This is a genomic window from Sandaracinobacteroides hominis (genome assembly GCF_016464365.1).
Lineage (GTDB): Bacteria > Pseudomonadota > Alphaproteobacteria > Sphingomonadales > Sphingomonadaceae > Sandaracinobacteroides > Sandaracinobacteroides hominis.
Genome location: NZ_JADCUC010000004.1, coordinates 250,314 through 269,021, shown reverse-complemented (window position 1 = coordinate 269,021; position 18,708 = coordinate 250,314). Strand labels below are relative to the sequence as shown.

Here is an 18,708-nt window from a genome sequence, read left to right as displayed (position 1 = left end):
GGGCTACTTCGCGGGTGGGGCTTGTGGCGGGAAGAGCTTCTTCAGCTCGGCCTCGATCTTGGGGGCGACGGCCTTTTCGGCGGCCTGCACGCGGGGGGCGAATTTCGTCGCCATCGCCTTGGAGACCTGCATGTTGATCTGCCCCTGGCTCGCCAGCATCTTCTGCCCGGTGGGCGACTTGTAGAAGGCGATGAGGTCGTTCAGCTCGCCGACGTTGAAGGTGCTGGCATAGGCGGCGATGGCTTCCTGCCGGCTTGCTGCCAGCATTTCCGCACGGATCGGCCCGAGCGCGTCGGCCTGCATGGCGCCGATGCGGGCGATGGCCGAGTTGAAGGCGGGCTGGTTCTTCGCCGCTTCCTGCTTGAAGCGCGGGGCCTGGCTGAGCTGGGCGCGGATGGCGTTGCCGTTGCGGACTTCCTTCATCTGCGCATCGAGCTGCGCCTTGGCCTGCGCGGGCGGGCTCATCAGATCCACCACCTGGGTGGCGAGCGCAGTCGCGTCCTGCGCGATGGCCGGTGCGGAAATGGCGATTGCGGTGGCGGCAATCGCGCCGGAAACAAAAGAGTGGCGAAGCATCAGGCAAGCTCCCGTTCGGCCGATCGGCCGGTTTCAACAGCGCCTGATAGCGGTGCCGCGGCGCCCTGCTGGGCGGCCTCGGACTTCAGCCAGGCGTGCATGGCTGCTGCCACGTCGCGGCCTTCCCGGATAGCCCATACGACGAGACTTGCGCCGCGCACGATGTCTCCTGCGGCGAAAACCCCGGGAATGCTGGTGGAAAGCCGCTGGTTTTCGGCGCGGACGGTGCCCCAGCGGGTGACAGCGAGGTCGGGGGCCTGAAAGGCGGATTGCAGGTCTTCGGGATCAAAGCCGAGCGCCTCGATGACGAGATCGGCCGGAAGGGTGAATTCCTGACCCGGATCGGGTTCCGGCGCGCGGCGGCCGCTGGCGTCGGGAAGGCCGAGGCGCATCCGGGCGGCCTGCACCTGCCGGACATGGCCTTCGCTGTCTGCTGTGAAGGCGGTGGGGCCGGCCAGCCATTCGAAGACCACGCCCTCTTCCTCGGCGTTGGCGACTTCGCGGGCGGAGCCGGGCATGTTGGCGCGGTCGCGGCGGTACATGCAGGTGACGGATGCCGCCCCCTGGCGGACGGCGGTGCGGACGCAGTCCATCGCCGTGTCGCCGCCGCCGATGACGACGACATTCCTGCCCTCGGCGCTGAGCGCCCCGGAATCGAAGGCGGGGACGGCATCGCCGAAGCCCTTGCGGTTGGAAGCGATCAGATAGTCGAGCGCCTTCACCACGCCCCGATGCCCGCTGCCGTCGAGGCCGAGCGGGCGCGGCTTGTAGACGCCGGTGGCGATGAGGATGGCCTGGTGGCGCTGGCGCAGGGTGTCGAAGCTGAGGTCGCCTTCCCCGCTGCCGCCGATTTCGACGCCCAGGTGGAAGTGGATGCCGCCCGCCTGCAGCCGCTCGACCCGGCGGGTGACAATGGGCTTTTCCAGCTTGAAGCCGGGGATGCCGTAGGTGAGGAGGCCGCCGGCGCGGTCGTGGCGATCATAGACGTGCACGTCGTAGCCGCGCACGCGCAACAGTTCGGCCGCGGTGAGGCCCGCCGGACCGGCGCCGATGATTCCGACCGACTGGGTGCTGCGATCGGCGACCGGGGTGAGCGGTTCGACCCAGCCTTCCTTCCAGGCGGTGTCGGTGATGAACTTTTCCACCGAGCCGATGGTGACCGAGCCGTGGCCGGACTGCTCGATGACGCAATTGCCTTCGCACAGGCGATCCTGCGGGCAGATGCGGCCGCAGATCTCGGGCATGGTGGAGGTGGAGTTGGAAAGCTCATAGGCTTCCCTGAGGCGGCCCTCGGCGGCGAGCTTCAGCCAATCGGGGATGTGGTTCTGCAGCGGGCAGTGGACCTGGCAGAAGGGAACGCCGCATTGCGAGCAGCGCGAGGCCTGTTCCTCTGCCTTGGCGAGCAGGAAGCTGGGGGAGATTTCCTGGAAGTCGCCGGCGCGGTCGGCCGGGTTGCGCTTGGCCGGATAGGCCTGCGACTTGTGGGTGAAACTGAGCATGCGCGTGTCGGCCACGGAAACCCCCGAGTCATGAGTCGGGAGGCGCCTTAGCAGGGGATTTCAGGCTTGGCGAGTAGATAGGTAAGCAATACTGACCTGTTTTATTGTCGCACCTTGTTGCAAATGGTTCGCAGCGTCGGTTTGGGCAGAATTTAGTTCCGATGCGGGACTATCGACTGAGAAGCCAGATCAGGGCGATGCCGCCCAGCGCGATGCGATACCAGGCAAAGGGTGCGAAGCCGTGGCGGGCGACGAAGCCCACCAGCCAGCGCACGACGAGCAGCGCCGAGACAAAGGCGGTGACGAAGCCGATGGCGATGAGGCCGAGATCGTCGGCATGGAGGAATTCGCGCTCCTTGTAGAGCGCATAGACGGTGGCGGCGGCCATCGTGGGGACGGCGAGGAAGAAGCTGAACTCGGCGGCGGTCTTGCGGTCGAGGCCCATCAGCAGGCCGCCCATGATGGTGGCGCCGGAGCGGGAGACGCCGGGGATCATGGCAAGACACTGGACGACGCCGATCTTTGCAGCGGTCGGCGCCGGCATCGCTTCCACGCTTGTTTCGGCGCGCGGCTTGATCATGCGTTCGATGACCAGGATGGCGATGCCGCCGAGGATGAGGGCGATGGCGACCGTCAACGGGCTTTCGATCAGCTGGCGGATGGCGGAATAGGCAAAGACGCCGACCACCATCGCCGGCAGGAAGCCGAGGACGATGTTGCGGGTGAAGGCGATGGCGCCGGGATCGCGGGCGAGAAGGCCGGTGGCGATGCCGGTGAAGCGCTGCCGATAGGCGACGAGCACGGCGAGGATGGCGCCGAGCTGGATCGCGATCTTGAAGGCGACCGAGCCTTCGCCGGTGAAGCCCAGCAGCTCGGAGGCGAGGATCAGGTGGCCGGTCGACGAGACGGGGATGAACTCGGTCAGCCCCTCGACCAGTCCCAGGATCAGGGCGTGGACGATTGCGGTGAGATCCATGGCCTAGCCGCGGGCTGCAAAGCGGCCGCCGGGGCGGTGGCGCGAGAGCCATTGCGGGGCGACGCCGGCCAGCGGCGTCGGCTCTATGCCGAGATCGGCGAGGCCGGGGGCGTCGGGGCTGGCGATATTGTCGCGCTTCAGCATCAGATACTGGTCCCGGGTGAGGGGGGCGCCCGGCAGGAAATCCAGGCCGGCGAGCAGGCGGGCGCCGATGTCGGGTGTATCCAGCAGCGGCGTATCGAGGCCGGAGGCGGCGGCGATCGATTCGAGGATGCTGCGCATGGTGAGGATTTCGGGGCCGCCGATTTCCCAGATGCGGCCCAGTTCACCGGCCAGGAGGCGCTGGGTGATGGCGAGGATGGCGTTGGCGAGATCGACGACGAACACCGGCTGGAAGCGGGTGTCTGGCGCGATCACCGGCACCGCGGGGGAAGCGGCGAGGAGGCCGGCGAAGCGGTTGGTGAAGCTGTCCTCCGGGCCAAACACCAGGCTGGAGCGGACGATGGCGGCGTTGGGGAAGGCAGAGCGCACGGCCGATTCGCCGGCGGCCTTGGACTTGCCGTAGGCGGAGGGGCTGTTGGGGTCTGCGCCGATCGCCGAGAGGTGGATCAGGGCGCGGGCCGAGACATGCGCCGCTGCGCGGGCAACGGCTTCGGCGCCGCGGGCGTGGATTTCGGAGAAGCCCTGGCCGCCCTTTTCGTCGAGGATGCCGACGAGGTTGATGGCGGCGTCTGCCCCGGCCAGCGCCGGCAGCAGCGTGCGGGGACTGCGGATATCGGCGCGGGCGGCGCCGATCTGGCCGAGATCGCCCAGCGGCTTCAGGTGCATGGCGTGTGCCGGGTTGCGGCAGACGATGCGGACGCGCCAGCCGGCGGCGGCAAACGCCTCGGTCAGGGCGGAGCCGATGAAGCCGGCGCCGCCGACGATGGCGACGAGGCCCGGGCCGGAAAGGCCGGACAGCGGGGGAAAAGAGGGGTTTGGCATGCACCGCCTCTAGCCGCTGCGGCCGGTGATTGACAATGCGGCCAACGGCCCACTTCGGCGCGGAATTTATGCCAAAGAGTCAACTACACGTTGACAAGCTGCGGACGCCCTCATAACGACGCCCGCCTACCCCGTGCCCAGATGGCGGAATTGGTAGACGCACCAGCTTCAGGTGCTGGCGATCGCAAGGTCGTGGAGGTTCGAGTCCTCTTCTGGGCACCAGGTACCCCTTTTCACGGGGTGCCAAAGCATCCCCCAAGCATTGAAAAAACAAGGGTTTTCTGGCATAAGATGCCAAGGAAGACCCACCTTGTGCCATGCCGTTTCAACCCAAAGTTGGCCCAAATGTTGGTACTTCCTGATACCAACAACGGGAGATACCAACATGGCCCTCACCGCGGTGGAAGTTCGCTCTCTCAAGCCCAGGGATCGCGCCTACAAGGTCAGTGATTCTGGCGGTCTCCAGGTGCACGTGCAACCGACGGGCCAACGCTACTGGCGCTATGCCTTCCGCTGGGCCGGCAGACAGCAAACCATGGCACTGGGAGTTTTCCCAGCCGTCAGCCTTTCAGAGGCACGGGCCAAGCGAGATGCTGCCAAGAAGGTGCTGGCGAGCGGAACGAACCCTGCAACCGTGGCGCGAGAGGAGAAGCGAGCGGCGCTTCTCGCGGAACAGGTCACGTTCAAGGTCGTCGCCGAGGAATGGGTGGCGAAGAGCGCGCGGGAGGGTCGCGCCGAGGTGACGCTCAGCAAGAAGCGCTGGATGCTGGCCTTTGCCTACCCTCAGCTCGGCAGCCGGCCGATCAACCGGATTACCGCCCACGAGGTCTATGAAGTTCTGCGCAAGGTCGAAGCGAGAGGGCTGCATGAAACCGCCCGCCGGCTACGCGGAACCTGCGGACAGGTGTTTCGCTATGCCGTCGCCACCGCACGGGCGGAGCGTGACGTGACCGCAGATTTGCGCGGAGCGCTGACCACACCCAAGGTGAAGCATCTAGCGGCCATCACGAGGCCGGATGAAGTGGGCGACCTGATGTGCGCAATCGATCGGTTCGATGGCTATCGCGTGACCCATATCGCGCTTCGGCTGGCGCCTCACCTCTTCGCCCGGCCGGGAGAGCTTCGGCAAGCCGAGTGGTCGGAGATCGACCTCGAGCAGCGTGTCTGGATCATCCAGGCGGAGAAGATGAAGATGCGCCGCCCGCACAGTGTTCCACTGTCCCGGCAGGCAGTCGCAATCCTCGAAGAGATCAGGCCGCTGAGCGGAGACCAGCGCTACGTGTTTCCGTGTCAGGGCAAGCGCAATCGGCCGATGTGCGAGAATACTCTGAACCTCGCCCTTCAGCGGCTGGGCTATGGAGGCAGCCGAATGACGACCCACGGCTTTCGAGCAATGGCCTGCACGCTGCTCAACGAATCCGGCAAGTGGAACCCGGACGCCATTGAGCGTCAGCTTGCGCACGTAGACGCAAACTCCGTGCGACGCATCTATGCCCGCGGGGAATACTGGGCTGAGCGGGTCACTATGATGCAGGCATGGTCTGACGAGCTGGACAGCTTGCGGGCGGTGGCTGCGGAGCGTGCCAGAAAGCGAGCTGCCTAGGGCCCCCGCCGACAGGCATTGTCGATCGACCGAATCGGGATCGGTGAAGCTCGTCCGTGAGGCGAGATCCGCAGATTATTGGTGATCGCCAACGTCATAGAACATCGGGTTGCGCATCCAGTCCCTGATCGCGGACTCGCGCCACCCGACGCAGCGCTCGGCGATACGGATCTGGCGAGGGAACTTCCCCGCATCAACCTTGCGGTACAGCGTCGAACGGCAGAGTCCGGTGAGCTGGAGCACGGTGGGGAGACGCAGAATGCGGTCGGGCGTATCGGGGGACATGGGAGCCTCATTGCTGCTGCATTGATCTGGTGGTTTGAGGATTGGAGATGCTCCGTGCGCGCGCAATAGAACGAGGTCCGTTCTGACCCCACAAGCGTCGCTGAGCACCCAACAGCGCCTTCAGCAGGATGACGGACGGGGCTCAGGTGTTCTCCGCGCTGCAAACTGCCGAGCTCAAAGGTGATGTCGCCGGGCCGCCATTTGACTTCCCGTGCGCTCGGATTGCATCGGAATATCCCATTTTTCGCTTGATCTCGAAGAGATCATTTTCGCGGATTAAATGGTGGAAGTCTGCGGCTCCGGCGGAGACTAGACGACATCGATTTTCTAGAAATAAGGTGATCGACCTCACCGCCGATAGGATGGACGCACGCCCTAGAGAATGGCGGACCGGAGAGCCGCTGCAAGGCCCGCTCTGTCGCTGCCGGAGACGATGGCGGCTTCCACAAAGGTATGATCGGAAGCGCGGCTGACGCCGTCCGGGACGAGAAGTATCGACCTCGGATTGGGGTGGTCGTCAGTCCAAAGCGCTGCGAAATCGTAAAGGTAGCCGAATAACTTGTAGATGCTGTCGCTGATGTAACGTTCATTCGCCGTTCTTTTGGCCTCGACGACAACGAAACGCTGTACCTGCGGTCCCTCGTAGATGATCGAAATGTCGGGACGGCGAGCATTACCCGTAACTCCGTGATGCCCGGCAACGATATTCCGATATCTGTCCTTGGCTCGCAGCTTACCGGACGGGCTTTGGTCGAAAATTACGCGCAGCTTACCGGCGCTATTTCGGAACGCCGCCACATGGCCCCTACTGGATGAGACGAGACCATATTCCTCAGGCTCGCCGAAGCCCAGCTCTTGAGCAATCACGTCAACGACCAGCGTCAAAGCATATAGTTCGAACATGTCGTCATCCGACACCGGCTCAAGCCAACCTACCGCAAGGAGCATCAACGTGGCGAACCACCGAGCATCTTCGGATGGACTCTTGAGGCGGGCCCTAGCCTCTGCCAGTTCTGCAGCGACACGATACTCAGGTCGGCGGCTGCGGTTTGCCGCCTCGATCATGTTCGGACTCAGATAAGCAGGAACCGATAGCTGCGAGAGCCAATGGTGGCCGACAGCTTCCTCGCAATGCTTGAGGATCGTCACCAGCGAAGTATGCGGTGTCGCGCTAGCCGAACGCCGCGTAAGATTCCGAACCGAAGTGAGAAGCTCATCGATGAGCCACCTTAGAAGCTGGTTCTCGGGCAGCTCGAAAGACCTGTGAGCGGTGCGAGAATAATACCGGCCGACCGGCAGAACACCGGCCATCCGAGCAACCACTGTTCTATCCCACCGCGGATTTCCTCGTAGACCGGGGCCGACGATTTCATCTCGACTTTCCATCTCATTCGCCAAGGCGTCGAGCAGCCGAAGGAGCTGGTCCGCGACGAATGACACATATGGCCCGGACACAAGGTCCACCATGTCGGCTAGCAATGTGACGTCGTGCTCGCCTCGCAGCTTGTGCAAAAAATCGTCGAGACCGGCCAAGTCGAGCGAATCCGAATTAGCTCCTCTGACCGATGCGCCGAGACTAGCAAGATGCCTGTAAGGATGGTCTGGAGCGCAGATGAAATCACGCCATGTGGCGCGATCGGCTGTCACGTCGAAACGCCCGTCCAAACACCTAGAACGGAAGCCAGTCCATCAGAATCCGCGACATGTTCGGAGAGAACTGAAAGAATCTCCGAATGCTTGTCCGGTCGACCCTGGAATTGCGGGATCAGATAGGATTCGATTGCAGACCTGACGATCTCCCCACCGGTCCGGTGAGGCCAAGAGACTGCTTCGGAGACCCCGTGCCGGATCATCGTGAGCGGAATGCCCGGCCCTAATGGCAATCCGATCGATCCCAAGCCCGCCGTTCGATCTGGGAACAATGCGAGAAGGCATGTCTCTAACTCGGTGAGACGAGCACGAATCGGCTCATCGGCCAATTCCAACTCCCGTTTCAGGATCGCGACGTAAGTGTTGAACTCCGGCAAGTCGATCGGAATGAAAGCGAAACGACGGATGAAAGCCAGCGATAGCCGCTTGAGGCTTGCCTTATCGGCATCGTTCATAGCGCCTATCAAGCGCCACCAGTGCGGCACCTGGATCGCATCAATGTCAGCCTCAACCAAGCCGGGATTGGTTTGCAAGCGTACGCGTCGAAAGCCGAGTTCCGACCGGCGACGGTAAGGAAGCGTCACGGACTTGCCCGTCAGCAGCGTGAACAATTCGCCGAAGGCCTTGTCGATGTCGGCGCGATTAATCTCATCGATAATCAGACAGCGTTGTTGTTCGATCGCTGCAACGACGGCGCCCGGGAGGAAATCGAGACGGTCCTCAGACGAACCTTCCGCAGGCACGGGGAAATATCCTCCAATGGTCTCGAACGTCGTCCATTGGTCCGTTGCAGGAACTGTCCAAAATGGGAAACCTGCAAGTTTACAGACCGCTTCTGCCAAGCTCGTCTTCCCTGTGCCTGGAGGCCCGGTAAAGATGATGTGCATACCGGAATGAAGCGCAGAGATCGCCCTCATCACCGGCTCTCTCACGCCCTGCAGACCGGCGAAATCGTCGAGGTCGCCTTCTCCGAGCTCCCAGCTGCCCGGCGCTATAACTTCGTGCAGGATGCCGGAAGCGCTATTCGCCTCCTCGCTGTCGGTTGCATCCGCCTTCGATTTCGGCGGCGGCGAAAACTTCCCTAGCAGCTCTAGCAGCGCCTCGGGTTCGATCGGTTCATCGGCGAATGGCAGTTCACCGACCTTGGCAACATCACTTTCCGTGAAGACTGCACCGTCGCCGATAAGGTTATCCCTGTCGAGTTTAAGAGCAGCGACCGCCTTTTGCGTCGCATCCTGTAGATCGGTGATTTCGGCCCGTCGCAATAACCATGCTGCTAACGCCGGAAGAGATATTGACGCCTTACCGGCCGTGTTGGCGCTTGCGACGATTTGAGCGACATAGTCCGGCCGGAGAAACCACCTCTTCTTGTCGCCAGGCGGCTGCGCGAAGATCGCGGAGCGATCTTTACGCTGACGCTGGAGGCTGCTGCCTGCATAGCTAGTATCATGCCAGCGCGTCTTGCCTCCGGCATCACCGAAAGGAACATAGAATGGTTTGTCGTCCGGTCCGAGGTCCGGACGGAAGAACTGCTCTAGCAAAGCATTTTCCTGCTGTGACCCGAATTTCACAGCAAGCGCAGCGTCGCCGCTCATCGGAACCTCAGACTGCAACATAGCCAACAGGCTTACGAGTGACTGATGCCCTGTCTCGATGAGGTGAGACAGCCCGCGCTCGATCTGATCAGATGAAAAGTACGGCATCGCCCCTCATGCAGCTAACGCTTCGACCGGTTGCCCTTTCGGCTTCTTCCGCGCACCATGAAGCTTGAGGATTTCGGCCTCAGATACGCCGTGGTCCACGACCACCGAATCTCTTACGGGTTCGATCGCCACTCCGAAAGCGTCCTTCACTACTGCTGGAAGGATCGCTTCGGCTATTGCTCGGGCGAGAAGGGGAGGAACTGCGTTTCCGATTTGCTGTCGCACCTGCGCAGCGCTCCCGGAAAATATAAAAGTATCCGGAAAGGACTGCAGCCGAGCAGCCTCTCGCAAGGTGATCGTTCGCGCCTGCCTCGGATGAATGAACGCCCCCGTCGTCGCCTCATTGAATTTGGTCGTGATAGTGTAAGCGGGCAAATCGGCGCGCAGCCGCTTCAAAAGTGTTGTTGCATCGTAGCGACGGATCTTTTTGAACCGATCGGGCAAAACGTCATCCGAGAGATCTCGCCAATTCTGGCCTTGCTTTAGAGTTTCAGCCGCGATGCGATCAAGGGTGGCCAGGTCAGCCGCAGCGTGCTGCCTAACGGCGCTTGAGCCGGAGCGTATCGCTATCTGGTAAGGAGACGCAGGTTCGATCGCATACGGCTTGCCGTCGATCGCTTTCCCTTCTGCAACCCGAGGAAGATCCGAGCAAGCCTCATCGAACGTTACGTGCGGCAGAAGTCCCTCTTCCTTACCATGGCCAATCCGAGACAGATGAGCAAAGGGCAGTGAAAAGCCCTTCCAAAGGTTGACATCGCCGTGTGTGGGCGCGGGCAGCGAAATATCGGAATTGGTCCGGTTTCCAACAAATACGAGCCGTCGCCGCAATTGTGGCACGCCGTAGTCAGCGGCCAGAAGGATCATCGGCACCAGTTCATACCCTATCTCCCGGAACGCCCGCACGATCTGGAGTGCGACGTTACCGTTCTCGTAGAGCAGCAAACCTGGTACATTCTCGAAGACGATCCAGCTCGGCTGCAGCCGTTCGACGATGTTCGTGTAATTTATGAATAGGCGGTTGCGAGGGTCGCTTTGATCCCGACCGTCAGATTTGCTCAGCCCGCCCGAGGTGCTGAAGCCCTGGCAGGACGGGCCTCCGACAATAACGTCAACCCCAGCAAAACGAGCCTCAAAGTCGTCTAGGTCAGGATCGCGGAGATCGCCTAGTACACCGACAGCTCCTGGAATGTTGGCTTCAAAAGTCTCGATAGCAGCCGGAAAATAATCGACGCCGCCGAGTATTTCATATCCCGCCTGACGAAACCCTTCTGCGAGGCCACCTGCGCCGCAGAACAAATCAAGAACTTTAGGTCGCAGAACTTCTGCTTGCCCCGATCCAGTTTTAGTCATACTCATCATCCCCAACCTTGGCGTGGAATACAGCTTCGAGGCTGGTGCCAACCTCCAAACATCGTCACGCTCATCAGTAGCTCTGGCTATGTTCGCCTTTTGTTCCACACGCAAGCGCTATCTTCGCTTTGCCGACGGTTTGCCCCGTTTCAGCGACGAAACGAGGAGCTTAGGGCACTTCGCCGAGCAACGATTGAATCAAATCTCCAATGCGCTGTGCTGTTTGCACGACATCTGCATCGTCGAGATGCGCGTAGCGAGTAATGTGTTGATTTCCGCTGAGAGTTGACCCGGGAGGCGCATAATTTCCACTGAGAAGTGACCCATGTTCTGACCTTCTCCCTGGCTGTCAGGTCGGGGGACATCGAAGTGATCGACATGGCTTTATTGAGCGTTATCCGGCGCTGGCATTTTCGTGATGGGATGCCGATCCGGGAGATCGAGCGTCGCACTGGATTGTCGCGCAACACGATCCGCAAGTATCTGCGTGGCGGGGCGGTTGAGCCCCGTTTCAAGGTTCCCGAGCGGCCGAGCAAGCTCGATCCCTTTGCCGAGAAGTTGTCGGGCTGGCTGCGGGCCGAGGTGGCCAAGTCGCGCAAACAGCGACGCACGGCCAAGCAGATGCACGCCGACCTCGTGGTGCTGGGCTACGACGGCTCTTACGGACGTGTCGCCGCCTTCGTCAGGGTCTGGAAGGCCGAGCGGCAGCGCGAGGCGCAGACCAGCGGGCGGGGGACGTTCGTGCCGCTGGCGTTCGCTGCGGGCGAGGCTTTCCAGTTCGACTGGAGCGAGGACTGGGCGATGCTGGGCGGCCGGCAGACCAAGCTGCAGGTGGCGCATACCAAGCTCTCGCACAGTCGCGCCTTCGCGGTTCGGGCTTATCCGCTCCAGACCCACGAGATGCTGTTTGACGCGCTGACCCAAGCGTTCCGCGTGCTGGGCGGCGTACCTCGGCGGGGGATCTTCGACAACATGCGCACTGCGGTCGATCGGATCGGTGCGGGCAAGGCTCGACAGATTAACGCGCGGTTTGCGGCGATGGCGAGCCACTATCTGTTCGAGCCCGAGTTCTGCAACCAGGCGTCAGGGTGGGAGAAAGGGCAGGTTGAGAAGAACGTCCAGGATGCGCGGCGTCGGTTGTGGCAACCCATGCCGAGCTTCTCCGACCTCGACGCGCTCAACGCCTGGCTTGAAGCGCAATGCATCGCGCAATGGGCGCAGATCGAGCACGGGGTGCTGCCCGGCACCGTTGCCGATGTCCACGCCGTCGAGGTTGCCAGTCTGATGCCGCCCGGTCGGCCGTTCGATGGCTTCGTCGAACACACCAAGCGGGTATCACCTACCTGTCTCGTGAGCTTTGAGCGCATGCGCTACAGCGTACCGGCATCGTTCGCCAACCGTCCGGTCAGCTTGCGGATTTACCCCGATCGGATTGTGATCGCCGCCGAGGGCCAGATCTTGTGCGAGCATGGCCGGATCATCGACCGATCGCATCATAACGGCGGGCGAACGGTCTATGACTGGCGGCATTATCTGGCGGTGATCCAGCGCAAGCCCGGAGCCTTGCGCAATGGTGCTCCCTTCAACGAGATGCCTGATGCCTTCCGGCAGCTTCAAAGCCAGCTCCTACGCCGCCCGGGCGGAGACAGGGAGATGGCCGAGATCCTCGCCCTTGTTCTCCAGCACGACGAACAGGCCGTGCTGTGCGCGGTCGAACTGGCGTTGGAAGCCGGCGTTGCCACCAAGACTCATGTCCTCAACGTCCTGCACCGCCTGATCGACGGCAAGGCTCCTCCGGCTTCTCCGATCGATGCGCCCCAGGCGCTTCGTCTTGCCCAGGAACCGCTCGCCAATGTCGGGCGCTATGATGCCCTGCGCGATGGAGGGCTGCGCCATGCGTCATGATCCCGCCAGCGCCGCCGTGGTCGTCATGCTTAAGGCGCTGAAGATGTACGGCATGGCCCACGCCGTCGACGATCTCATCGAGCAAGGCGCGCCCGCTTTCGAGGCGGCTGTGCCGATTCTGTCCCAGCTCCTCAAGGCCGAGATGGCCGAACGAGAAGTCCGATCGATCGCCTACCAGATCAAGGCTGCCCGGTTCCCTGCCTACAAGGACCTGGCCGGGTTCGACTTCGCCGCCAGCGAGGTCAACGAAGCCATGATCCGGCAACTCCACCGCGGCGAGTTCGTCGATGGCGCCGATAATGTCGTACTGATCGGCGGTCCCGGCACGGGCAAGACGCACATTGCCACCGCGCTCGGTATCCAGGCCGTTGAACATCATCGCAAGAAGGTGCGGTTCTTCGCCACCGTGGATCTGGTCAATGCGCTTGAGCAGGAAAAGGCCGCGAACAGGGCCGGCCAGCTTGCCGAGCGGCTGTTGCGCCTCGATCTCATCATCCTCGATGAGCTCGGCTACCTGCCGTTCAGCCCATCAGGTGGCGCGCTGCTGTTCCATCTGCTGAGCAAACTTTACGAGCGCACCAGCGTCGTCATCACAACCAATCTCAGCTTCAGCGAATGGGCCGATGTGTTCGGCGATGCCAAGATGACCACTGCGCTGCTCGACCGGCTCACACACCATTGCCACATCCTGGAAACCGGCAACGACAGCTTCCGGTTCAGAGCCAGCGCAGCAGCGCCCAAACCACGAAAGGAAAAATCACCAGCTTGACGCATCACCCGCATCGCGGGACATATCTTCACCGGGTCACTTCTCAATGAAAATCCCGGGTCAACTCTCAGCGGAAATCAACAAGTAATGCTCAGAATGCTGCTATGGCCGAGCAGCTTACCGACCATGTGCGGCATTTCGGACATGGCCGCCGCCTAGCTCGAAAAGCTATGGCGCAGCGTTCCTGCCCCGGGGGCGCCGCCTATCTGGAGAGGCGGGTCTGTCAATCCGCTCCTGCCTCCCACCCGCCATTCTGGTGCCGGTTGCAGTTGCGGTTGATTTGTGCCGGACGAAGGTGGCTCATGGCCGCGGTCCCCGGGACCGTAGGAATCCCCGATCGCTCTCGATGAAGCTGGCCAGCATAGCCGGTATCAGTTCTGCGATCTGCACTTCGGCGCCATAGGCCCGCGCGTAATGTGCCGCATAGTCGACGAGATCCTGGTGCAGATCAGGCATGACATTGATACCAAGCTTCAGCGGCGTGCGGTCGGGCAGCCGCGCGAGTTTCAGTTCGGCCATTGCCTTGCCTCCTGCTGGTTCCATGGGGTGAGGATGAGGTCGCGGTGCACGACAAGCCGCACCTCGGCGCCAGGCCGGATGGTAATCGTCGGCTGGATGCTGAGGTTGCGCGAGGTCAGCTGATCGCCTGCCCGCGCAACATTCTGCTGTGTGGATTCCCGGATGGCACGGACGAGGTCGCTTTGACCCGAGAAGGTAAGATTGCTGCCGACACCGAGCAGCGTGGAGATGACCGCGCCCTGCAGCAGCTGCCAGCTGTGGAAGTCGACCTTGTCGGCAAGGCCTGCATAGCCGGAGGGGTCTGTTGCCGGTACATTCTCGAGCCGGAGCGAGCTGCCGTCGGGCCATAGAATTCGCTGCCAGACGATGAGGGCCCTGCGCTGGCCGAAGGCGACGACATGGTCGTAGCGACCAATGAGCCGCGCTCCTTGCGGGATGAGTAATCGCCTGCCGGTCGGGCTATCGAACACCTGTTCCGTGACTTGGGCAATGACGAGACCGGGACTGTCTGAGTTGATCCCGGTAATGAGGCTGCCGGCAATCACACTCCCGGCAGCAACGAGATCGGGCGAAGCGGCTGGCAGAAGCGGATGGGCATTGATGTCGTCGCCCGCATCCTGGGTCGCGACAAACCCTGCCTTTCCATCTCCGGATCTCGTTTCCTGCACCGAAGAATCCTCGCACTGAGAAGCCCGCCGGATTTCTGGCGCTGCGCCGGGAGACGCCGTTTCCGCGCGGTCACGGAGCGGCACCAGCAGCACCGCCTCACGAACCGCTTTGCGCTCGGCAATCAGACGCTCCCGATCAGCAGCCTGCCGACTGGCGCCAGCCTGAGTATTGCCGCCCGCCTGTTCGATCTCCGCCACTTCCATATCGATCGCCTTGGCGCGCTGATGCTCCAGGATCGGGCGGCCGAGGTCACCCGGAAGCGGCGGTCCGAGCTTCGGAACATCCTCATAGGTGGCAGGCAAGGACTGCAGCGTGTCGGCCGGCGGGCGTGGCGGCGGCGCCTTCTCCGGCGCCCCCGAGATCAGGTCGAACTTTGGCGGTCTGAGCGCAATCCAGGCCGTTGCCATCAGCGCCAGCGAAGACCCCGCCGCAAGGCCGATGATGACGCTGCGGCGGAACCGGATCGCCCGTGGTGGCTGCGCCCTGAGCGCAAGCGTCTCCGGATCTTCCTTTGCCGGAGGCGTCGGGAGCTCCTGCTGCACCGTATCGGGATCGTCGCTCATGACCCGCTCCGCGAACGCACGGTTTCACCGACCCGCTGGATGCGCACGATCTGCTGCTTCCTTGTGCCGAGCCGGAGTTCCGCGATGTCGATGATTCGGTCGACCACATAGAAGCGGCCACGGACGCGATAGTTGACGAGTTGCGGCTCGCCATCCGCCCCGATCAGGAACAGGGGCGGCGCCTCGCCGACCGCAAGCGTCGGCGGGAACTCGAGATAGGTCTGGCGGCCATCATCGAACGCCCGCAGCGGTCGCCAGGCCGGTTTGTCGCCCGACAGCAGATAGTTGAACCTCAGCTGCTCGACCTCAAGGCCGGGCGCCACAGCCGGCGTCGTCACAGCCTCCACAGCCGGAACCGGACGTGAGACCGCCAGCAGCGCGTCCTGCGGATAGGTCCAGGACAGGGCCGTCATCGCGGTGCGCGCCACACTGGTGAGCGCCACATGGTAGCTGCGGCGATCGGTGGTGATAACGAGGTTGGTCGCAAGTCCCGCGCCGACCGGCTTCACCAGAACATGGGTGCGCTTCGAAAGGCCGGCGCCGCTGGTGGTATCGCCGATCACCCAGCGCACGGTATCCCCGCTTGCAACCGACACGAGCGTCTCACCCGCCTGCAGGGCAATATCCGTCACCCGTTCGGGCGCCGTCACCGCCCGGTAGATTGCGCCTTCCACATATGGGTAGACGTGGACCGCGTTCACAAAATCCTGCGCAGCGGGTCCATAGGTCGCCTGGCGGTTGGCGGCTTCGATGACCCGGCCCGGATCAGCCGGTGCGGACGCTGCTCCGTGGACGGGCGCGAGCAGAATCGCCGACAGAAGCGGCGCGGCAAACGGGATGCGCATCATGGCTGAAGCTCCTCAATGGCGGGGGATTGGCTGGCGGCATTTCGGCGCGGTGCCGGGGCTCGGGCGGAAGCCGGCTCAAGCTCGCGGCTCCAGGCGATGGCGTCGACATAGATGCCAAGCGGGTTCTTCCGCAGTGTGTCGGCGGTTTCCGGCACACGCGTCTCGATGGCGAGGATGGCCGTCCATTGCGATGTGTCGGCAAGGCTGCCGCGGGCGTAGACACTTTCCGTCCACTTGACCTGGAACGAGCGGTCAGAGGCACGCACGACGCTTGTCACCTGCACCGATACGCTCTCTTCGCCGACACGGGCGAACGGGTCGGAAGCGCGGGCATATTCACCAATGAACAGCGCCCCCTTCGGCGTCACGAAATCATAGGCCGACAGCCAGTCGCGTCGCATCAGCACCGGGTCCATCGAGACCGAGCGGACGTTGCCGATGAACGCGGCGAGATGCCAGGCGATCTGCGGGTCGGTCGGCCGGTGCGCCTTCTCGGCTTCGCTGAGCGCCCGCGGCTCGCCCAGCCGGTCGACCTCGATCACATAGGGGACGACCCGGCTCTCGCGCGACTGCCAGACAAAGGCGCCCGCCATGCCGATCGCGAGGCCGAGCGAACAGAAGGCCATCAGCCGCCAGTTGCGCGCCTGCACACGGGCCGATCCGATACGATCATCCCAGACCTGCCCGGCGCGGGCATAGGGCGTGACGGGCAGCGGCGTATGTCCGTATCGCTGGACAGCGCGGCGGAAGACCATGGTCAATCGTTCCTTTCTTTGATGTCAGGGGAAGCGGCGGCGCCGCCGCGGTCGCCCTGCTGCAGGCTGTGCATGGCGAGCTGACGCCGGTGACGGCTGTCTTGCTGGCGGCGCAGCGACTGCGCCCAGGCCGGGGCGGCATCGCCCGAAGCTTCGGCACCGGCTGCGGCAACTCTGCCGCCGTTCATCGCTGCCCAGGCACCATCGCGGCCCCGGCGTGCAGCGTCGGAAAGACCAAGGCCGGACGCGGCTTTCTCGCGCATTGCGCCGCCTGCGGCCTGCGCCATGCCGCCTATGCCGGCGCCGATGGTTGAGGCACCTGCGTTGGTTTGACCAAGTTGATAGGAAGCCGATGCCGCAGACCCCATGGTGGTGCCGGCGCGGACCGATCCGAGCGCTGCACCGCCCGCAAGGCGCGCAGCGCCGATGGTGGCGCCGCCAGCAAGGGCTGCGAGCCCGGCCGCGCCGGCTACAGTCCCGACAGCGGCGCCTGCTCCAAGCTGCGGTGCGCCCGAAACGAGACCGGCGGCGAGGGCAGGACCGAAGATGCCGAGGCCGAACAGGGTGAGCGAGGCAAGAACGAGGCTCATCGCCTGCGCGATGTCGGGCTCCTGGCCTTTGATGGCGGCGGTGAACTCCGCGAAATAGCCCGAGCCGATGCCGACGATGACGGCGAGCACCATCACCTTGATACCCGACGAGACGACGGCGCCCAGCACGCGCTCGGCGAGGAAGCTGGTCCGGTTCCAGAGCGCGAAGGGGACGAGGATGAACCCTGCAAGCGCGGTCAGCTTGAACTCGAGAATGGTGACGAACATCTGGACGGCGAGGATGAAGAAGGCGGCAATGACGATCGCCCAGGCGAAGAGCAGCACGGCGATGGTCAGGAAATTGTCGAAGAAGGTCGTGAACCCCATCAGCTGGGCGACCTGATCGAGAAGCGGCCAGGCGGCAGCGAAGCCGGTGCCGGCGAGCTTGCCGGGTTTCAGGAGGTCGTCTGCGGTGATCATGCCGCCGCCTGCGGTGAGGCCGGCGGCCGCGAACGAATGGAAGACAATGTCGGCCAGCAGCGCGAAGCTGTTCAGGATGAAGGCGAAAGCGCCGACGAAGAGAATCTTGCGCAGGAAGCGGCCGATCACATTGTCTTCGCCGCCCATCGCCCAGAAGAGACCGGCGAGCGTGATGTCGATGCCGATGAGGACGGTGGTCAGGAAGGCGACGTCCGGCCCCAGCAGGCCGAAGCCGCTGTCGATATACTGGATAAAGTCAGCCAGAAATCCGTCGATGACGCTCAGGTCTTGCATGGGGCTGTCCTGCGAGGGCCAGGTCGAGGGGCTATTTCGGGGTGTAGGCCTCGCCTGTTCCCAGAAACTTCACAACCGCCGCGCGGGCGTCGGCCTCGGCCTGCAGACGCCGGGCCTGTTCGAAAGCTTCGGCGCGGTAGTGGGCGGCTAGCAGGCTCTGGATCTGCAGCTGCTGCTTGGTGGAGAAGGCCAGCAGCTGGTTGGTCGCCTGCCCCACCTGCAGCGCGCCCTCGGCGCCCTGGCTGCGAGCCGACAGATCATTGAGCACCGCCATGTCGGCCTGCACATTCTCGATGACATTGGCCTGCACCGTCATGCTGTGGCGATAGGCGGCGAGCTCGGTGTCGAGGCGGGTCCGGGCTGCGAGCACCTGCTCGTCGAGCTTGAGCGCCGACTTGAAGTCGTTCGGGAAGAGCTTCGCGAACTGGGCGTCGAGCTTGTCGATGCGGAACTCGATGCCTTCCGCTTTCGCCATCAGCTGGTCGATCTGCTGCAGCCGGGTGGTGATGGCCCCGATCTCGGGGAAACCGACCTTGCTGAGGTTCTTCGCCTGATTGAGGAGGGTCTGCGCCTCGTTCTGCAGCGACTTCACCTGGTTGTTGATCTGCTGCAGCGTGCGCGCCGCCGTCAGCACGTTCTGGCTGTAGTTGGTGGGATCGAACACGACGATTGCCTGTGCGGGCGTGGCCGATAAGGTGGCGAACAGAACAGCAGCGGCAAGGCCGCGCGAAACATGGTTCGGCATCTCAA

17 protein-coding genes and 1 tRNA gene are annotated in these 18,708 nt (G+C 63.2%); 4 read left to right on the top strand and 14 right to left on the bottom strand.

Annotation, left to right across the window (positions count from 1 at the left end; translation table 11 throughout):
- Nucleotides 1-3 precede the first annotated feature (3 nt).
- The 4 genes from IM784_RS10710 to IM784_RS10695 all read right to left on the bottom strand — a co-directional run bounded on the left by IM784_RS10710 (nucleotide 4) and on the right by IM784_RS10695 (nucleotide 4,035).
- Nucleotides 4-576, bottom strand: coding sequence for a DUF2059 domain-containing protein (locus IM784_RS10710; protein ID WP_199555313.1), 573 nt, complete (start codon nucleotides 574-576; stop codon nucleotides 4-6).
- A complete protein-coding gene (locus IM784_RS10705) occupies nucleotides 576-2,090 on the bottom strand; it encodes an NAD(P)-dependent oxidoreductase (RefSeq protein WP_328799510.1) in 1,515 nt (504 codons plus the stop codon). The genes IM784_RS10710 and IM784_RS10705 overlap by 1 nt, the downstream gene beginning before the upstream one ends.
- 154 nt (nucleotides 2,091-2,244) lie before the next feature.
- On the bottom strand, nucleotides 2,245-3,051 hold the full coding sequence (locus IM784_RS10700; RefSeq protein WP_199555312.1) for an undecaprenyl-diphosphate phosphatase: 807 nt from the start codon (nucleotides 3,049-3,051) through the stop codon (nucleotides 2,245-2,247).
- A gap of 3 nt (nucleotides 3,052-3,054) precedes the next feature.
- Nucleotides 3,055-4,035 (bottom strand): complex I NDUFA9 subunit family protein, encoded by a 981-nt coding sequence (locus IM784_RS10695; RefSeq protein ID WP_199555311.1) that lies wholly within the window; start codon nucleotides 4,033-4,035, stop codon nucleotides 3,055-3,057.
- A gap of 135 nt (nucleotides 4,036-4,170) precedes the next feature.
- On the opposite strand from IM784_RS10695, the gene IM784_RS10690 reads away from it, so the two are divergent.
- Both IM784_RS10690 and IM784_RS10685 read left to right on the top strand, forming a co-directional pair.
- A tRNA-Leu gene (locus IM784_RS10690) sits at nucleotides 4,171-4,257 on the top strand.
- A 163-nt stretch (nucleotides 4,258-4,420) separates the two neighbouring features.
- A complete protein-coding gene (locus IM784_RS10685; RefSeq protein ID WP_199555310.1) occupies nucleotides 4,421-5,638 on the top strand; it encodes a tyrosine-type recombinase/integrase in 1,218 nt (405 codons plus the stop codon).
- Between the two features lie 75 nt (nucleotides 5,639-5,713).
- Here the strand turns inward: IM784_RS10685 and IM784_RS10680 are convergent, their stop codons facing one another.
- The 4 genes from IM784_RS10680 to IM784_RS10665 all read right to left on the bottom strand — a co-directional run bounded on the left by IM784_RS10680 (nucleotide 5,714) and on the right by IM784_RS10665 (nucleotide 10,626).
- Nucleotides 5,714-5,923, bottom strand: coding sequence for a helix-turn-helix transcriptional regulator (locus IM784_RS10680; RefSeq protein ID WP_199555309.1), 210 nt, complete (start codon nucleotides 5,921-5,923; stop codon nucleotides 5,714-5,716).
- A gap of 375 nt (nucleotides 5,924-6,298) precedes the next feature.
- Complete coding sequence (locus IM784_RS10675) at nucleotides 6,299-7,570, bottom strand: hypothetical protein (RefSeq protein WP_199555308.1); 1,272 nt, start codon at nucleotides 7,568-7,570, stop codon at nucleotides 6,299-6,301.
- On the bottom strand, nucleotides 7,567-9,168 hold the full coding sequence (locus IM784_RS10670; protein WP_199555307.1) for an AAA family ATPase: 1,602 nt from the start codon (nucleotides 9,166-9,168) through the stop codon (nucleotides 7,567-7,569). Before IM784_RS10670 ends, IM784_RS10675 begins: the two co-directional genes overlap by 4 nt.
- Nucleotides 9,169-9,282: 114 nt before the next feature.
- Nucleotides 9,283-10,626: a DNA cytosine methyltransferase gene (locus tag IM784_RS10665; RefSeq protein ID WP_199555306.1), complete on the bottom strand. Its 1,344-nt coding sequence runs from the start codon at nucleotides 10,624-10,626 to the stop codon at nucleotides 9,283-9,285.
- 378 nt (nucleotides 10,627-11,004) lie between these two features.
- On the opposite strand from IM784_RS10665, the gene istA reads away from it, so the two are divergent.
- Complete coding sequence (gene istA, locus IM784_RS10655) at nucleotides 11,005-12,531, top strand: IS21 family transposase (protein WP_199555444.1); 1,527 nt, start codon at nucleotides 11,005-11,007, stop codon at nucleotides 12,529-12,531.
- Nucleotides 12,521-13,300 (top strand): IS21-like element helper ATPase IstB, encoded by a 780-nt coding sequence (gene istB, locus IM784_RS10650; protein ID WP_199555304.1) that lies wholly within the window; start codon nucleotides 12,521-12,523, stop codon nucleotides 13,298-13,300. The genes istA and istB overlap by 11 nt, the downstream gene beginning before the upstream one ends.
- A gap of 300 nt (nucleotides 13,301-13,600) precedes the next feature.
- Here istB and IM784_RS10645 read toward each other — a convergent pair whose 3' ends face one another.
- Genes IM784_RS10645 through trbJ form a run of 6 tightly spaced genes read right to left on the bottom strand, consistent with a single transcriptional unit; the run spans nucleotide 13,601 to nucleotide 18,703 of the window.
- Nucleotides 13,601-13,819, bottom strand: coding sequence for a DUF2274 domain-containing protein (locus tag IM784_RS10645; RefSeq protein ID WP_199555303.1), 219 nt, complete (start codon nucleotides 13,817-13,819; stop codon nucleotides 13,601-13,603).
- Entirely contained in the window at nucleotides 13,807-15,051 is a 1,245-nt protein-coding gene (locus IM784_RS10640) for a TrbI/VirB10 family protein (protein ID WP_199555302.1), read from the bottom strand. Before IM784_RS10640 ends, IM784_RS10645 begins: the two co-directional genes overlap by 13 nt.
- On the bottom strand, nucleotides 15,048-15,899 hold the full coding sequence (gene trbG / locus IM784_RS10635) for a P-type conjugative transfer protein TrbG (protein ID WP_199555301.1): 852 nt from the start codon (nucleotides 15,897-15,899) through the stop codon (nucleotides 15,048-15,050). Before trbG ends, IM784_RS10640 begins: the two co-directional genes overlap by 4 nt.
- A complete protein-coding gene (gene trbF, locus IM784_RS10630; protein ID WP_199555300.1) occupies nucleotides 15,896-16,654 on the bottom strand; it encodes a conjugal transfer protein TrbF in 759 nt (252 codons plus the stop codon). Before trbF ends, trbG begins: the two co-directional genes overlap by 4 nt.
- Nucleotides 16,655-16,656: 2 nt before the next feature.
- Nucleotides 16,657-17,958, bottom strand: a complete 1,302-nt coding sequence (trbL, locus tag IM784_RS10625; protein ID WP_199555299.1) for a P-type conjugative transfer protein TrbL — start codon at nucleotides 17,956-17,958, stop codon at nucleotides 16,657-16,659.
- Between the two features lie 31 nt (nucleotides 17,959-17,989).
- Nucleotides 17,990-18,703, bottom strand: a complete 714-nt coding sequence (gene trbJ / locus IM784_RS10620; protein WP_199555298.1) for a P-type conjugative transfer protein TrbJ — start codon at nucleotides 18,701-18,703, stop codon at nucleotides 17,990-17,992.
- Between the last annotated feature and the right edge of the window lie 5 nt (nucleotides 18,704-18,708).

Coding starts and splice junctions, on each gene's coding strand:
- IM784_RS10710 (WP_199555313.1), bottom strand. CDS start 576: ATGCTTCGCCACTCTTTTGTTTCCGGCGCGATTGCCGCCACCGCAATC.
- IM784_RS10700 (WP_199555312.1), bottom strand. CDS start 3,051: ATGGATCTCACCGCAATCGTCCACGCCCTGATCCTGGGACTGGTCGAG.
- IM784_RS10695 (WP_199555311.1), bottom strand. CDS start 4,035: ATGCCAAACCCCTCTTTTCCCCCGCTGTCCGGCCTTTCCGGCCCGGGC.
- IM784_RS10685 (WP_199555310.1), top strand. CDS start 4,421: ATGGCCCTCACCGCGGTGGAAGTTCGCTCTCTCAAGCCCAGGGATCGC.
- IM784_RS10680 (WP_199555309.1), bottom strand. CDS start 5,923: ATGTCCCCCGATACGCCCGACCGCATTCTGCGTCTCCCCACCGTGCTC.
- IM784_RS10670 (WP_199555307.1), bottom strand. CDS start 9,168: ATGAGCGGCGACGCTGCGCTTGCTGTGAAATTCGGGTCACAGCAGGAA.
- IM784_RS10665 (WP_199555306.1), bottom strand. CDS start 10,626: ATGACTAAAACTGGATCGGGGCAAGCAGAAGTTCTGCGACCTAAAGTT.
- istA (WP_199555444.1), top strand. CDS start 11,005: ATGGCTTTATTGAGCGTTATCCGGCGCTGGCATTTTCGTGATGGGATG.
- istB (WP_199555304.1), top strand. CDS start 12,521: ATGCGTCATGATCCCGCCAGCGCCGCCGTGGTCGTCATGCTTAAGGCG.
- IM784_RS10645 (WP_199555303.1), bottom strand. CDS start 13,819: ATGGCCGAACTGAAACTCGCGCGGCTGCCCGACCGCACGCCGCTGAAG.
- IM784_RS10640 (WP_199555302.1), bottom strand. CDS start 15,051: ATGAGCGACGATCCCGATACGGTGCAGCAGGAGCTCCCGACGCCTCCG.
- trbG (WP_199555301.1), bottom strand. CDS start 15,899: ATGATGCGCATCCCGTTTGCCGCGCCGCTTCTGTCGGCGATTCTGCTC.
- trbF (WP_199555300.1), bottom strand. CDS start 16,654: ATGGTCTTCCGCCGCGCTGTCCAGCGATACGGACATACGCCGCTGCCC.
- trbL (WP_199555299.1), bottom strand. CDS start 17,958: ATGCAAGACCTGAGCGTCATCGACGGATTTCTGGCTGACTTTATCCAG.
- trbJ (WP_199555298.1), bottom strand. CDS start 18,703: ATGCCGAACCATGTTTCGCGCGGCCTTGCCGCTGCTGTTCTGTTCGCC.